Source organism: Microcoleus sp. A006_D1 (genome assembly GCF_036702805.1).
In the GTDB taxonomy this organism is placed as follows: Bacteria; Cyanobacteriota; Cyanobacteriia; order Cyanobacteriales; family Microcoleaceae; genus Microcoleus.
The window spans coordinates 74,246-87,271 of the sequence record NZ_JAUBVZ010000012.1; the positions used below are offsets into that span (position 1 = coordinate 74,246).

At 45.5% G+C, this 13,026-nt stretch carries 13 protein-coding genes and 1 pseudogene; 6 read left to right on the forward strand and 8 right to left on the reverse strand.

Annotated elements, in window-relative coordinates:
* Nucleotides 1-102 precede the first annotated feature (102 nt).
* The 4 genes from QUB68_RS20705 to glgA form a co-directional block, all read right to left on the reverse strand.
* Nucleotides 103-789 carry an alpha/beta hydrolase gene (locus QUB68_RS20705; RefSeq protein ID WP_332995960.1) on the reverse strand — a complete coding sequence of 229 codons (687 nt, stop codon included), beginning with the start codon at nt 787-789 and terminating at the stop codon, nt 103-105.
* Between the two features lie 314 nt (nt 790-1,103).
* The gene (locus QUB68_RS20710; protein WP_332995961.1) at nt 1,104-1,925 is read right to left on the reverse strand and encodes a SirB1 family protein; all 822 of its coding nucleotides are present in this window, start codon (nt 1,923-1,925) and stop codon (nt 1,104-1,106) included.
* A gap of 200 nt (nt 1,926-2,125) precedes the next feature.
* Complete coding sequence (locus tag QUB68_RS20715; RefSeq protein ID WP_332995963.1) at nt 2,126-2,848, reverse strand: SGNH/GDSL hydrolase family protein; 723 nt, start codon at nt 2,846-2,848, stop codon at nt 2,126-2,128.
* A gap of 113 nt (nt 2,849-2,961) precedes the next feature.
* Entirely contained in the window at nt 2,962-4,437 is a 1,476-nt protein-coding gene (gene glgA / locus QUB68_RS20720; protein ID WP_332995965.1) for a glycogen synthase GlgA, read from the reverse strand.
* Between the two features lie 573 nt (nt 4,438-5,010).
* Here glgA and QUB68_RS20725 point away from each other — a divergent pair.
* Nucleotides 5,011-6,507, forward strand: coding sequence for a glycosyl hydrolase family 57 (locus QUB68_RS20725; protein WP_332996119.1), 1,497 nt, complete (start codon nt 5,011-5,013; stop codon nt 6,505-6,507).
* 285 nt (nt 6,508-6,792) lie between these two features.
* On the opposite strand, the gene QUB68_RS20730 is transcribed toward QUB68_RS20725, so the two are convergent.
* Nucleotides 6,793-7,092 (reverse strand): hypothetical protein, encoded by a 300-nt coding sequence (locus QUB68_RS20730; protein WP_332995967.1) that lies wholly within the window; start codon nt 7,090-7,092, stop codon nt 6,793-6,795.
* 49 nt (nt 7,093-7,141) lie between these two features.
* On the reverse strand, nt 7,142-7,753 hold the full coding sequence (locus QUB68_RS20735; protein WP_332995969.1) for a DNA-3-methyladenine glycosylase: 612 nt from the start codon (nt 7,751-7,753) through the stop codon (nt 7,142-7,144).
* 20 nt (nt 7,754-7,773) lie between these two features.
* Here QUB68_RS20735 and QUB68_RS20740 point away from each other — a divergent pair, with 20 nt between their 5' ends.
* Nucleotides 7,774-7,896 carry a hypothetical protein gene (locus QUB68_RS20740; RefSeq protein ID WP_332995971.1) on the forward strand — a complete coding sequence of 41 codons (123 nt, stop codon included), beginning with the start codon at nt 7,774-7,776 and terminating at the stop codon, nt 7,894-7,896.
* Nucleotides 7,897-8,076: 180 nt separating this feature from the next.
* Here the strand turns inward: QUB68_RS20740 and QUB68_RS20745 are convergent, their stop codons facing one another.
* On the reverse strand, nt 8,077-8,595 hold the full coding sequence (locus QUB68_RS20745; RefSeq protein ID WP_332995973.1) for a pentapeptide repeat-containing protein: 519 nt from the start codon (nt 8,593-8,595) through the stop codon (nt 8,077-8,079).
* Nucleotides 8,596-9,115: 520 nt separating this feature from the next.
* Between QUB68_RS20745 and QUB68_RS20750 the strand changes: the two genes are divergently transcribed.
* From QUB68_RS20750 to QUB68_RS20765, 4 genes and pseudogenes are all read left to right on the forward strand, one after another.
* Nucleotides 9,116-9,613, forward strand: coding sequence for a hypothetical protein (locus QUB68_RS20750; RefSeq protein ID WP_332995975.1), 498 nt, complete (start codon nt 9,116-9,118; stop codon nt 9,611-9,613).
* A 100-nt stretch (nt 9,614-9,713) separates the two neighbouring features.
* On the forward strand, nt 9,714-10,094 hold the full coding sequence (locus QUB68_RS20755) for a translation initiation factor (protein WP_332995976.1): 381 nt from the start codon (nt 9,714-9,716) through the stop codon (nt 10,092-10,094).
* Nucleotides 10,095-10,326: 232 nt separating this feature from the next.
* Nucleotides 10,327-10,671, forward strand: coding sequence for a hypothetical protein (locus QUB68_RS20760; RefSeq protein WP_332995978.1), 345 nt, complete (start codon nt 10,327-10,329; stop codon nt 10,669-10,671).
* A gap of 228 nt (nt 10,672-10,899) precedes the next feature.
* Nucleotides 10,900-11,103, forward strand: a pseudogene (locus QUB68_RS20765) (IS701 family transposase); the annotation flags it as partial.
* A gap of 109 nt (nt 11,104-11,212) precedes the next feature.
* Here QUB68_RS20765 and QUB68_RS20770 read toward each other — a convergent pair.
* Entirely contained in the window at nt 11,213-12,691 is a 1,479-nt protein-coding gene (locus tag QUB68_RS20770) for a serine hydrolase domain-containing protein (RefSeq protein ID WP_332995979.1), read from the reverse strand.
* Nucleotides 12,692-13,026: the final 335 nt, after the last annotated feature.

Below are 13,026 nucleotides of genomic sequence, written 5' to 3' on the forward strand. Positions count from 1 at the left end.
ATTGCTAATCGTCAGAGCTGAAAACTCAGATATAATAATAAAAGAAAGCACCAATTCCCAATTCCCAATTCCCAATTCCCAATTAATAGCAAATTCAGTTATTTACTTCGCACTTCCCGAGGAATTGGGCTGACAAATCATTTGTCTCGCCGAATTCATAGCTTGACCTGCCGTACTTTGCAAAGCCGGGGAATTCTGATACATAGCTTGCAAATCTTGCAGGTCTTTAATCACTCGCTGGTAGATAGCCATAGCTTGATTCCCGTCAACTTCTAAAGCCGGAGGACTGTAATTTTGCATCACTTCAATCAGCGATACTTTGCCATCTTTGGAAGCTGCGACTAAAGCATCGCGCAAGGCTGGCGCGCTTTGAGCCCGAGTTGCGGGCGTATAAGCAACCTCGCCCAATTGTTTGAAAACAATTTCCCCAAAATAAGTATTAGCCAGCCGCGATACTAATTGGGGATCTAAAGGCACTTCTCGCGTTAATATTTCGCGTACCGATTCGGGAGTTTGTTTCGCCAGACTCAAAACGCTTTGCAGTTGAGATGATGCTTTGCCCGTTTGTGCAAAGCTTTGCAAGTCGCTCATCGGTAAAGTTACGTCAACAGCACCGTATTTTACGGTAACATTGTCTAATGCAAAGGCTTTGCCACTGCTCAGCAATACTGCACTTGTCGAGAGCAAAAGTGCCAAACCTAATGATAAAGAGTTTGACATTTTTTTGCTAAAATGGGCTGAATGCGATCGCATTTCGTTGAGATAACCTTGTTGAAACTTAAAATTCATCAGTTTATGCCTCTTTACGTCAAAATACTGTTTCGATCGATCTTCTTTGCAGGTATCAGTCGGAAAAGTGGACTTAGAAGTTCCGTAAATGACCTAGTTATTCTACAGTCATGTCAAGCAAATTTAACCCATCAAAAGATAGGTGTTAATTGATAATTTATATGTTACGTTAGGATATGTGACATTTTATATAGCTTTGCAAAACTTATAAAAGCGACATTTTAGGGTCGGGCAACAGTTTAGTGATTGTCGCTTTCGCGTGTTGTAGTGTGCGATCGTCTGCGAGGGCTTGGCTAACAATCGCGAATTTAAGTTTAGTTCCCATCGAGCCTTTCGAGTAATAGGCGAATTGCCGCAGCATCCTCAGCATTCGGAGCATTTCTCAGGTAGGTTTCCAAATCGTGGCGCGCCTCGGCCAACCGCCCCAGTTGATAATAGAGAATTCCGCGATCGCGCCTTTCCTCCAACGCATCAGGAAACAGCAGCAAAATCCGTTCGATCGCCCCCAGTACCCTCAAAGCATCCCGCTGTTGCAAATAAATCGCCTTCAGATTTGCCAGCATTCGCCCCAACAACTGCCGGCGACTTACCGGGGCGAGAAAAGCCGGCAACAACTCCATCGGTTGACCGTAAATTTGAGAAAGTCTCCCTTGACAATCGTCAGGAAATAATATTTCGCCGCCGTTAAACGCATCAACAAAAATCCCAGCATCCTCAAAATCCGGTCTAATTAAAAAATGTCCCGGCATCCCAATTCCCACCATCGGAAAATCAATGCGCTTAGCAACCTCCAAATAAACCAAAGACAAAGATATCGGAATCCCCGTGCGGCGATCGATCACTTGATTCAAAAAGCTATTGCGGGGATCGTAATAATCAGCATCATTCCCCGTAAACTGCAAATCGTCGTACAGATAGCGGTTGAGCGTTTGAATGATCCGCAGCGGATAATTCTGTACCGGCAGGCGATCGCGCACTCGATCTGCGATCGTATCGAGAGCGTTGAGATACTCCTGGGGATCTAAATTCGGGTATTCTTCCCAAGCCAAGTACAGCGCAGCTTTCGCCAGATCGATCGAGCCATCCGGCTGATTGATTTCTTGATAAAACAGTTGTCGCGCTCTGGGAAAATCCATATTTATGATTTATTTGATTTTAATTAACATCTTATACGAATATTCGGCAACAGGCTTTCTGGCCTGTTCCACAAAAGACATTTTTTATTTTAAAACAGACATTTTTTATTTTAAAATAGGCATTATTTCTCGTGGAACTCGCATCTTGCTTGTTGCCCCAAACTTTTGAAAAACCGGAATTATTTCAATCTTAATATACTCTAATTTTTTAGATCGAAATCAGCCACTATTTTTAACAAAGCTTCACGATATATTTTTTTACCATCGAGATTGAGGTGCACGCCATCCGAAGTCAAATTAGCCTTCAAAGCTTTGCCCTCAAATAACGGCTGCACGGCTGCGTCATCAACAGATAAACTTTGAGCAACCGCAACTTGACGAATCAACTGATTAAACTTATCAACTCTCGGAATAGGAGCAGCAACACTGACATCGCGGCTCGCCTCAACAGTCGAGTAAAAAGCCGGAAGCAAAACCACCTGTTTCGCCCCCAGATTATTTTTAAGAATCCCGATTACTTGCTGCATATTTTTCATAAATTTCCCGTCCATAGTTCTGTAAATAGCATCATTTGTACCCAGAGCAATAATCGCAAGGTCGCACCTTACTCTAGCAGCAGTTAACAAATTGAGCTGTTCCAACTGAGAAATCGCGCTCATCCCGCCGATCGCAAAATTGAAAGAATTATCACCCAGAGTATTGCCCAGCATCGCAGTAATCGAATCTCCAAAAACACAAGTTTTTATGTGCGTGTCCTGAGTCACTGCTACTTGATAGTTTACCTCATCTTGCCACCAAGACTGAGAACTCAGCGTATCTGTAGGCAGTTCTAAATAATTGGCATTTGCCATTACCAAACTGCGCCCCAAGTAACCCCGCTTCCAGGCATAGACCGAGCTAACAGATATCAAAAATACATTCATAAAAATAGATAATATTGCAATATTTTTTTTTCATTGCACCCTACATACGGGTAAGGTGCACACACCACCAGCACCCTACAGTTAGTAACCTGCTGGTGTGCGCGCCCTACTGATTATTTGTGTCGAATTAGCTCGTAAATTTCCACATAGTCTTTGGCTGGATATTTCCAAGAATTGTCACAATTCATGCCTTGAACCATGAGTTTTTCAAAGTCGTCATGGTAGTCATACCACAATCCGAGCGCGCGATCGAGCGCCGACTCTAAAGCGCAGTAGTCGCTTTGGTAAAATACATAGCCGTTGCGCTCTTGGGGGGTGTGGCTGGTGTCGTAATCGCGATCGAACACAGTATTCACCAAACCGCCCACACCCCGCACCACAGGAACAGTACCGTACCTCAACCCGATCATCTGAGTCAGCCCGCAGGGTTCGTAATTGCTCGGAACCACAATGATATCCCCACCCGCGTAAATTAAGTGCGACAGTTCCTCATTAAAACCGAGTTCCAAATGGCAGTCTGGATTGTCATTTAAAAACTGTTTTTCGTGCTGGAAATGTGCGTTAATTCCCGCTTCCGTCGCCGAACCCAAAAGCACGAATTGCGCGCCTTTGCTCAGAGAGTAATAAATTGCGTGGTGGACGAGATGAACGCCTTTTTGGTCGTCCAAACGACCGATAAAGGTAATAATAGGCTTGTCAGCATCGCGCAGGAAAAGCCGATCGCGCAAAGCTTGTTTAGTTTCGGCTTTTCCTGCCAAATCCTCCGCAGTGTAGTGTTGCGGAATATAGCGATCGCTCTCGGGATTCCACACACCGTAATCGATGCCGTTGAGCACCCCGCGAAACTTGTCTTGATATATATGCAAAGTGTGGCCCAAACCGTAGCCGAACTCGCCCAGGTGAGCTTCCCAAGCATGGTGCGGCGAAACCGTGGTGACAAAGTTCGAGTACACAATGCCCCCTTTCATAAAGTTGATGGCAAAAGGGTTAAAGTTGTCTTGGAGGCGATCGTACTGAAAATAATAATCATCTCGATTCAAACCCGTTGCTTGCAAAACCTCGCTGCCGCCCATGCCTTGATGTTTGAAATTGTGAATGGTATAGCAGACTCGCTGATTTTCCATCCAATTGTATTTGTAAATTTCAAACAGCATGACTGGAACCAAACCAGTTTGCCAATCGTGACAGTGAATCACATCCGGGCGCTTGTTACTTCTGAGCAAAAATTCTAAAGCAGCTTTGCTGAAAAATGCAAACCGCATATTGTCATCATTGCAACCGTAATAACAGCCGCGGTTAAAAAAGTTATCTTGCGATCGAGGTTCTATGAAAAAACACAACACCCCGTGAGCCCAGCCGCAGTAGACATCGCATAGGATTTCGCCGCCGTACCAGGGCACCGCTAAGTCCCGATAGGCATCGTGCAGCCCCCAAATGTGGTCGTACCTCATGCAGTCGTATTTGGGCAGAATAATCTCGACGGCGTGGCCGGAATTCTGCAACTCCCGACTCAAACCATAAACTACGTCCCCCAAACCCCCTGCTTTGATGACGGGGGCGCACTCCGAGGCAATTTGTACGATGTACATTTTTTTTGCTTGCTCCTGGATGAATCAAAAAAATATTTTCTTAACTTGACAAAGTATATGATTTCTCGGCAGATAAGCAAGCCGGCCATTGGGAATACAGGGAAAATACTTAAAATACAGGTAGGGACACGGCACTGCCGTGTACTTTAAAATACAGCAGCAGGACAGGGCACTGCCGTGTCCTGCTGAGGAAAGAGGCAACTCGCCGTTTGTATAGTCTTGTTGCGAAGATCGATCGCACAATTCCCTGTAACCTTCTACAACTACTCTCTTGATCTGTCTTCACTTCCTCTGCGCTATGCAAGCACTTAGGAATGAGAATTAAATAACTTACAATCTTTATTATTCTTGTGGGATGGGCGTCCCGCCCGTCCATAAAGAACGGGCGGGACGCCCATCCCACAAACTTGTGTAAATTATTTAATTTGCGATCCTTAGTTAAATCAATCTCATTCACAAATGAAATAGGATTGCGATACATCCCAGATTTTGCACGACTCTGCTACTGTTAAATCATCTAGCTATCTTAGGAATAGCAGACAATGCCGCTCTACAATTATGCGAGAAAAACTTATGTCTGCGATCGCACCATCCCCCAATCCACCCGTTTTAGAAGAAATCCAATCGGGATTGCCCAACATTTGCGGTTCCGAAGCAGAAATCAGTGCCGCAGCAAATACGAACGAACCAGTCTTTTTACCTAGGACAAATCTGCGCCTCGAAAACATTCAAGCCGGATTTGCCTGCGCCCTGCATATGCACCAGCCAACAATTCCAGCAGGTGCAAACGGCGAACTAATCTGCAATCTCCAGAATATGTTTGAAAATCCCAACCAAGGAGACAACCACAATGCCGGAGTCTTTGCTTGGTGCTATTCCCGCATGGGCGAATTCATTCCCCAATTGATTTCCGAAGGCTGCAACCCGCGAATCATGCTCGACTATTCGGGTAATTTATTGTGGGGATTGCGCCAAATGGGACGCGATGATGTCCTCAACAATCTCAAACGAATTACCTGCGAACCTCAATATCAACCCCACGTAGAATGGCTGGGGACAATGTGGAGTCACGCCGTCATTCCCTCAACTCCCATTCCCGACATTAAACTGCAAATTCAAGCATGGCAACATCATTTCGCGGCAATTTTTGGCTTGGATGCCTTGAAGCGAGTTAAAGGTTTTTCGCCTCCAGAGATGCACTTCCCCAATCATCCCGATACACTTTACGAATACATCAAAGCTTTGAAAGAATGCGGCTATCGCTGGCTGATGGTGCAAGAACATTCTGTGGAAACTCTCGACGGTTCGGGATTGTCGCAAGACCAAAAATACATTCCTAATCGTTTAGTTGCCCGCAATTCTCGTGGTGAAACAATCAGTATCACGGCTTTGATTAAAACCCAAGGTTCCGATACAAAATTGGTCGGTCAAATGCAGCCTTATTACGAAGCGAAAGGCCGCAATAAACAGCAAATTGGCAATGTTATGGTTCCTTCTTTGGTGACTCAAATTGCTGATGGCGAAAATGGCGGCGTGATGATGAATGAATTTCCCAGCGCCTTTGTTAAAGCTTGGCACGAAAACCGCGAACAAGGTGGCGGAAAATCCGGTGTAGTCGGTTTAAATGGCACTGAATATTTGGAGATAATTGAGGCGGCGGGTGTTAATCCTGATGATTATCCTGTTTGTCAGGGGATTAATCAGCACAAAATTTGGCAGCAAGTCGATCCAGATAGTGCTACGCCGGAAAAAGTGGAAAGTGCGATCGGCCAAATTAAGCAAACAGACCACAATTTTCACATGGATGGTGCTTCTTGGACTAACGATTTGAGTTGGGTGAAAGGCTACGAAAACGTCTTAGAACCCATGAATCAACTCAGCGCCGCATTTCACCAAAAGTACGATCGGCTGGTACAGCAAGATGCTTCTGTTACCAAGCAGTTTGAATACCAGCAAGCTTTGCTTTACAATTTGCTGCTGCAAACAAGCTGTTTCCGCTATTGGGGACAGGGAACTTGGACTGATTACGCCCGGGAACTTTACAACCGCGGCGCTGCTTTGATGAAATAGAAGAATTGATGGTAAGGTGCGTCAGAAAAAAACTGTTTTAGCAGTGTCAAATATCTGCGCTGACGCACCCTACACCTAGCAGAATTGATGGTAAGGTGCGTCAGAAAAAAACTGTTTTAGCAGTGTCAAATATCTGCGCTGACGCACCCTACACCTAGCAGGATTTATGGTAGGGTGCGTCAGAAAAAAACTGTTTTAGCAGTGTCAAATATTAGCGCTGACGCACCATACACCTGTTGGCAAAGTCCGGCAATTACCAATTACCAATTACCAGTTACCCAATTCCTACATTTCTTGCATCAACCGCAAATAATTTTGCCGCATCTGCGTCATATTTTCCATCATTCTATTAGCCATATCTTTCTCAACATCGCTCATTTGCTGCCAAAATAAAGCCGATCGCCTGGCCAGAATCGTGTCTTCCCACAGCATCTCCAAAAGTTGCGCCGCCATCGGATTTTCAGCATCTATAATCGCGCACAATTGCTCGAAGGCGCGGTTCGCTTCGGCGTGACTCCCAACATCCTGAGCTAGCATCAGACATTTTTTGAGTTGTACGATCGGGTTTTCAGAAGAGTAAGCCATAATTTCACGAAGATAAGCGATAAAATTTACACTGACACCTTTGAGATTACTAGAGTTGTGACACTGCCGTACAGTTCCCCATATACCAACGCCAAGGCAAATCAATCCCTTTAGTAATCCCGATCCGCGTAGTTTGCACAAAATTTATTGTACCTTCCTCCACGGCTTGCTGAAATTGCTCGCTCCGGTGTTCCAACCGCAGCGGTTGGCTGGCATCTAAGGGAAAACCGCTGAAAGTTCGATCGATCTCCAGCACCTTACACAGCTTCCCAGGCCCGGCGGCGAGGCGCAACTGCTTTTTTTCGGGAATTCCAGCCAACCCTTTCGGAGGCGCATCTAGCTGCAAAGCTCGAATCAGCACAGCACTAGCAACCCCCTCTGCATCCGTCACCACGTTAAAACAGTGATACATCCCGTAAATTAAGTAAACGTAGCTGATACCCGCAGCCCCAAACATCGCCTGATTGCGAAGAGTGCGTTGTCGGTAAGCGTGACAAGCAGGATCTCCCGGCGCATAAGCTTCTGTTTCCACAATCATTCCCCGAATCGTCTCCCCGTCGGGAAACTGCCGCACCAGAGTACAGCCCAGCAAATCAGGCGCTACGCTGGTAGATGGCCGCGCCAGCCAAAAAGATTCTACAATCTGAGTATTTGCACTCATTCAACAGGAGACAGTCAATTATGGACGTTAAGTTAGTTTTAGCAGTGTTGACAGGAGTTTTTACCGTTTGCTGTTTGTTCTTCGGCACAAAAAACGGATTCTACGATAGTGACAAGTATCACGGTAACGGTTCTGCTCACTAATTTTAGGCAGCAGTTAATTGGTTAAAAAAACCGCCCCCTGAATAACAGGCGGCGGTTTTTTGTTTGGACTCAACAAAGGTTAACAATTAAATCTTGGTTCGTAGTGAGGACTTTAGTCCTTCTTCACCCCAGCCAAAGGACTCGCATTCCGAACGATCGAACTGAACTAATGTGCTGTAATTAAGGGTGAATGCTGCCATCGGGCATTTTAGTCTCCTGCAATTTAGCATTCTCGAAATCGGCGCAGCCTGGGAGGTTGAAACGCATTGTGGTTCCTCGATCTGTTGATTTCATGTTGAAACCAACCACTGCATTTTCTGGGTTATTTTTTTCGGGAACAGCACTGACTTTAAAATCCCTATTAGCTGCTTGACCATTAGTATCAACATTGAAGCTTATGCCGCTACAGCCTAAATCAGATCCTGTCAGGTTGGCTTTATTCAAGTTGGCATTTTTGAGGTTGGCATTCGCCAATTTTGCTCCTGATAAGTTAGCACCTTCTAGGTTGGCTCCCTGCAAGTTAAATCCTTGCAAGTCCATTCCCTTTAAGTTGACATTGCTGAGATTGCATTCGGGACACTGTTTGGTCTCTAGCAATTGCTTGACTTGGTTTTGCTGGTTTAAATCAGGTATGTATTTGGTGGCAGCGAATAAAAGGGCGATCGACAATCCAGCAGTAACTAAATTTTTTAATTGCATAAATATCCGCAAAGCTTCGGCGGCTTTCTCTATCGGTTAATTATTAATACAGCAGTGCGATCGGCATCTCCTGAATTTTTACAACAAAATTGCCGCTAGCTCAGACAATCACTCGGGTGCAATTAAACAGCCCTGAATTGATAAATCCCGCCTTGTTTCCCTTGCGATGGCTGAGAGTGAGTTTCGCCCTGCGCCCCCTTCTCTGCTTCACTTCGCTTTCAGCCGTCCACAAAAAAACTTTATTTTTACCCGAGGCTGCGCCTTTGCATATACCTCCAGACTGAAATAAAATAAACTTTATTTATATCCCTGGAATGAGCCAATCTTAGACAGATTTGAGGATGATTGAATAGAAAGGTAATATCATACCTGCGCTGTTGATAAGTTCTCAGCAACTACTTTTGTGTCAAACAAATTGCTTTGAGTAATTCATTTACTTACACAACGGTTGGCAGCAGCCCAGGTTCCTCAACCTCGTTAGAACATACCCTACCTGTAATCCAGACAATTCGGAGCGGTAATGAACACAATCAAACTCGAACCCAAAAGATCGCGCTTCATGGCTCTGCTGCTGACAACGCTGCTGACCTTTCCGTTTTTGAGTGCTTGCGGTTCTAAGCAAAGTTCCACTCCCCCGCCTCCAGTGGACGACACTCGCGCTGGATCAGTTCAAACTAATCGCGCTACTCCTACGCCGGAAGCAAAAAAAGGATTGAGCAATACTCAAAAAGTAGGAATTACTTTAGCGGGAGCAGCAGCCCTTTATTACCTCTACCGCCAGCACCAAAACAAGCAAGAACAAGGGCCGCAGGGAAAATATTACCTTTCTAAAAATGGTCGCGTCTACTACCGCGATGCCCAGAATCGCCCTCACTGGGTAACGGCCCCGCCTGAAGGAATTAAGGTGCCGGAGGCTGAGGCAGAGCGTTACCGCGATTTCAAGGGGTACAACAACCAAACTACCGGCCGAGACTTGACAGGCGTGCCGGAAGCTACAAGTCCTGTTCCGGCACAGTAATTAAAGAATTTTAGATTGCCTGTTGGAGATTTTTAATTAAATCTGGTATCCCCAATCTAAAACAGCAGTTTTTCACCACATAAAACAGAGGAACTTTATCATGGTAGACGGATTTTTGCGGAAGTTAAAAGATGCGATCGTCGGGCCAGACAGCGAGGAAGTCGATCCTGATGCCAATTATGACGATCGCCCAAATCCCGGACAGTTCGACAACGCCCGCCCCGCCAGCGAAGACCCCTACGGCGACCCCGCCGGCTATGGAGATTTCGCTAACGCCCGCCCGGCCAGCGAAGACCCCTACGGCGACCCCGCTGATTCCTACGTAGCTGATGCCGGAGACTTCGGCAACCTCACCCCCGCCAGCGAAGACCCCTACGGCGACCCCGCCGACTCCTACGTAGCGGATGCTGGAGACTTCGACAACCTGACCCCCGCCAGCGAAGACCCCTACGGCGACCCGGCGGATGATGAAACCGCTTGAGGTGAGTCAGTTGGCTAGAAATATTACCTGGTAAGCAACAGCACCCCTGCGGGGGTGTTTTTTTTCTTGAGAACTAGCAGCAGTATGTTATGTCATTTAGAGATAGGTTGAGTTTTGCATTTTTTTCTATGTTTTGCTTCCCTAATTTGTTTTGTTGTTTTATCTTCTCAGAAGCAGAGAGAGTTTTAGGAGCTATGCCACAGGATGTTGTGTTACGCGAACAGCACGTCTAATGGCTCAAAGAGCAAATTTTGACCAGCAGAAGTCAGAACTTGCTGATGTACAGGCGAAAGCTGTACAACTAAAAGCAAGTATTCTTTATTACGAGGGTATGCTGGCGCTGGTGGCTCCTGAGGAGGTGGCATCAACACCGACAGAAATGCTTTCGGAAACAGAAGCACTTACTTTGAATGGGGGTCAAGTAGCTTCGACAAGTTCTCTTGGTGCAGACGAACATCTAAAAGGAGGTCTAGCTAATTTTAGTCTTGCTTCTGAAGATGCCAGTCTTGAAAAAGCAACCTCTCAAAACAGGATATTGAAAAGTGGTGGTCAATTATTTTTTGTGTTTACACAATGATTAGTTTAAATTCCCCAGATTTTTTCTCCTTAAATCTATGCGATATAACTCAATACGGTTCACTTAACAACACTATTTATGCCCCGGAGATCCCCCTAAATCCCCCGAAAGCAAGGGGGACTTTGAGAGCTTTCTTGTCCCCCCCTTTTTAAGGGGGGTTAGGGGGGATCGGTCTTAAGTGAACCGTATTGCGAGATAACTCAATATAATCCCAATAATACTTAGGCTAATTTCTCGGATCATCAAGAATGGAATCAACAAAGTGGATGGAAGAAGACGTTGAATAATTTTAGTTTATTTATCCAACCCATCCTTGTATTTTGGTGTATTTATACTGGGCGGGAAATATCCCCTAATTCTAATTTACTGCTGGGGTTTAAGCATTTAATTGATGCAATGAATCAATTCCCACCCTTTTATTCTTCTGCTTAATCTGGGCTTATTTCTTACTTCTTTAATCCCGAAAGTGACAGAAGAGGGATAAAATAATTTATTTTGGATTGTGAAATTGACGTGAGATTGAATAGATAATTTTGCTTTTCTAATACTCTGATCCATTGAAACGAGCCAGAACTATCAAACGTGCAATTCCATTTACTACGCCCAAAACCGCACACACACTCAGCCAAAGCATTAGATCGAGCATAGATCGAAACAGAAGTACATATCCAAAGAATCGATCGGACACCAAGGCGAATATCCAAGGCAATACGAGTAGGAAAAACGCTGGCAAGAATGTGCAGCCAATCCCTAACCAGACACGCCACCCTGGAGTTCTACGAATCGCCTGTCTCCATTGCGGTAAGTAAAGCAAACTGCGGATTGCCAGCATTACACCTATAAACATTAACAGTGCGATCGCTATACCCCACAAGGTTATTGAGAACCCACCTGCGGCAGGCTGCTCATCCTTTAGTAATTGAATCAGTCCAGTTTTGATTTGCGGAAATGCCATTGCAATTAACGGCGACGCACTGATGTTGTAAAGTAGTGCAATTCCATACTTTTCCTTCGGCAACAGCACAACCTCCGTATAGAACGTAGACAAAATTCCATTGTGTTCGATCGCTGGTTCCCCGTTCTCGCTGCCCTTAAACCAACCCATGCCATAGGAACTACCGATGGTTTTGGGTGGAGTGTGCATCAGCGCCACACTACTTTGGGAAAGCAATTTTGTCTGTTTAAATTGTCCACTGTTGGTTTGGAAGATTAGATAATTTGCCATGTCCTCTGCGGTTGAAATGATCCCGCTACTGCCGCTCAGATAACCAGACATTTCTGGATATGCGAAGGGAAGTCCAAATCCCATCAGATGTCCTTGTGCCATGTTGGTAGAACCTTGGAATGCGTCAGCACTTGTAGTTGCATTGAGCGTCCGCGACATCTGAAGAGGTGTAAAAATATGCGTTTGTAAGTAGGCTGAGAATGGCTGTTGACTCACCACTTCAACAACTTGCGCCAACACTTCGTAATTGGGATTGAAATAGTGGAACTGAGCGCCTGGTAACGCAACGGGACGTGCTTGACTAAGGCTAGTAATGCGATCGCCAATTGTTGTTGCTTGAGAAAGCTGCAACTCAGGAAAGCCTACGTCAGATAAACCACTCACTTGATTGAGGAGATGACGAATGGTAATTTTGGCAGCGCTCGCTGGAGCGGCTAGGGTGAATTCTGGTAGATAAGTTTGCACGGGTGAATCCAGATTAATTTGTCCCGCTTCAACTAGCTGCATCACTGCAATTGCGGTAAACGATTTGCTCACCGAAGCAATCAAGAATTGGGTCTGTGCTGTAACAGGTCGCTCGTTGTTTGCTGTACTGTATCCCTTAACGTGCAACACTTGGTTATTGTGAGTAATCGCGAGTGCCAAACCAGGAATGTGATGAGTCTTCATTTGACTTGTGATGAAGCGATCGATCCTATCATCCAAGTCGAGTTGGCTTGCACTGCCATTGATGTTGATTGCGATCGCAATCAACGCACTCAGCAATATCAAAATCAGGCGGAAAAGTTTGTTCATTGGGTTAGATTTTGTTGATTTCGATAAAACATAATCCCCCATACAATGAACGCGATTAAGACCGCTACTTCTGCTAGGCTGCGGTGGGTCATAGACAAACTGAGACTCTTCGGAGGCCAGCATAAGTGTTATGAATCGCCACGTTGGCATAAATGTGATTTTACTCTGCCTCACAATAGTTTGGAAGACAGGGAAAATCATCCGCGTTAGTGGGTGAGCCTGGGAACCCTAAGAGAGTTCCAGCAATTGGAGTTATTTGAGTGGAGGGGAGTTTGAGCGATCGACTCTCGGCCTTTACGGCTGTCAATTGAAATCAGGTGTGTCTGACCAAGTTG

Excerpts from the sequence above, each read along its gene's own strand:
- QUB68_RS20705 (WP_332995960.1), bottom strand. The coding sequence starts at position 789 with ATGAATTTTAAGTTTCAACAAGGTTATCTCAACGAAATGCGATCGCAT.
- QUB68_RS20710 (WP_332995961.1), bottom strand. The coding sequence starts at position 1,925 with ATGGATTTTCCCAGAGCGCGACAACTGTTTTATCAAGAAATCAATCAG.
- QUB68_RS20715 (WP_332995963.1), bottom strand. The coding sequence starts at position 2,848 with ATGAATGTATTTTTGATATCTGTTAGCTCGGTCTATGCCTGGAAGCGG.
- glgA (WP_332995965.1), bottom strand. The coding sequence starts at position 4,437 with ATGTACATCGTACAAATTGCCTCGGAGTGCGCCCCCGTCATCAAAGCA.
- QUB68_RS20725 (WP_332996119.1), top strand. The coding sequence starts at position 5,011 with ATGTCTGCGATCGCACCATCCCCCAATCCACCCGTTTTAGAAGAAATC.
- QUB68_RS20730 (WP_332995967.1), bottom strand. The coding sequence starts at position 7,092 with ATGGCTTACTCTTCTGAAAACCCGATCGTACAACTCAAAAAATGTCTG.
- QUB68_RS20735 (WP_332995969.1), bottom strand. The coding sequence starts at position 7,753 with ATGAGTGCAAATACTCAGATTGTAGAATCTTTTTGGCTGGCGCGGCCA.
- QUB68_RS20740 (WP_332995971.1), top strand. The coding sequence starts at position 7,774 with ATGGACGTTAAGTTAGTTTTAGCAGTGTTGACAGGAGTTTTTACCGTT.
- QUB68_RS20745 (WP_332995973.1), bottom strand. The coding sequence starts at position 8,595 with ATGCAATTAAAAAATTTAGTTACTGCTGGATTGTCGATCGCCCTTTTA.
- QUB68_RS20750 (WP_332995975.1), top strand. The coding sequence starts at position 9,116 with ATGAACACAATCAAACTCGAACCCAAAAGATCGCGCTTCATGGCTCTG.
- QUB68_RS20755 (WP_332995976.1), top strand. The coding sequence starts at position 9,714 with ATGGTAGACGGATTTTTGCGGAAGTTAAAAGATGCGATCGTCGGGCCA.
- QUB68_RS20760 (WP_332995978.1), top strand. The coding sequence starts at position 10,327 with ATGGCTCAAAGAGCAAATTTTGACCAGCAGAAGTCAGAACTTGCTGAT.
- QUB68_RS20770 (WP_332995979.1), bottom strand. The coding sequence starts at position 12,691 with ATGAACAAACTTTTCCGCCTGATTTTGATATTGCTGAGTGCGTTGATT.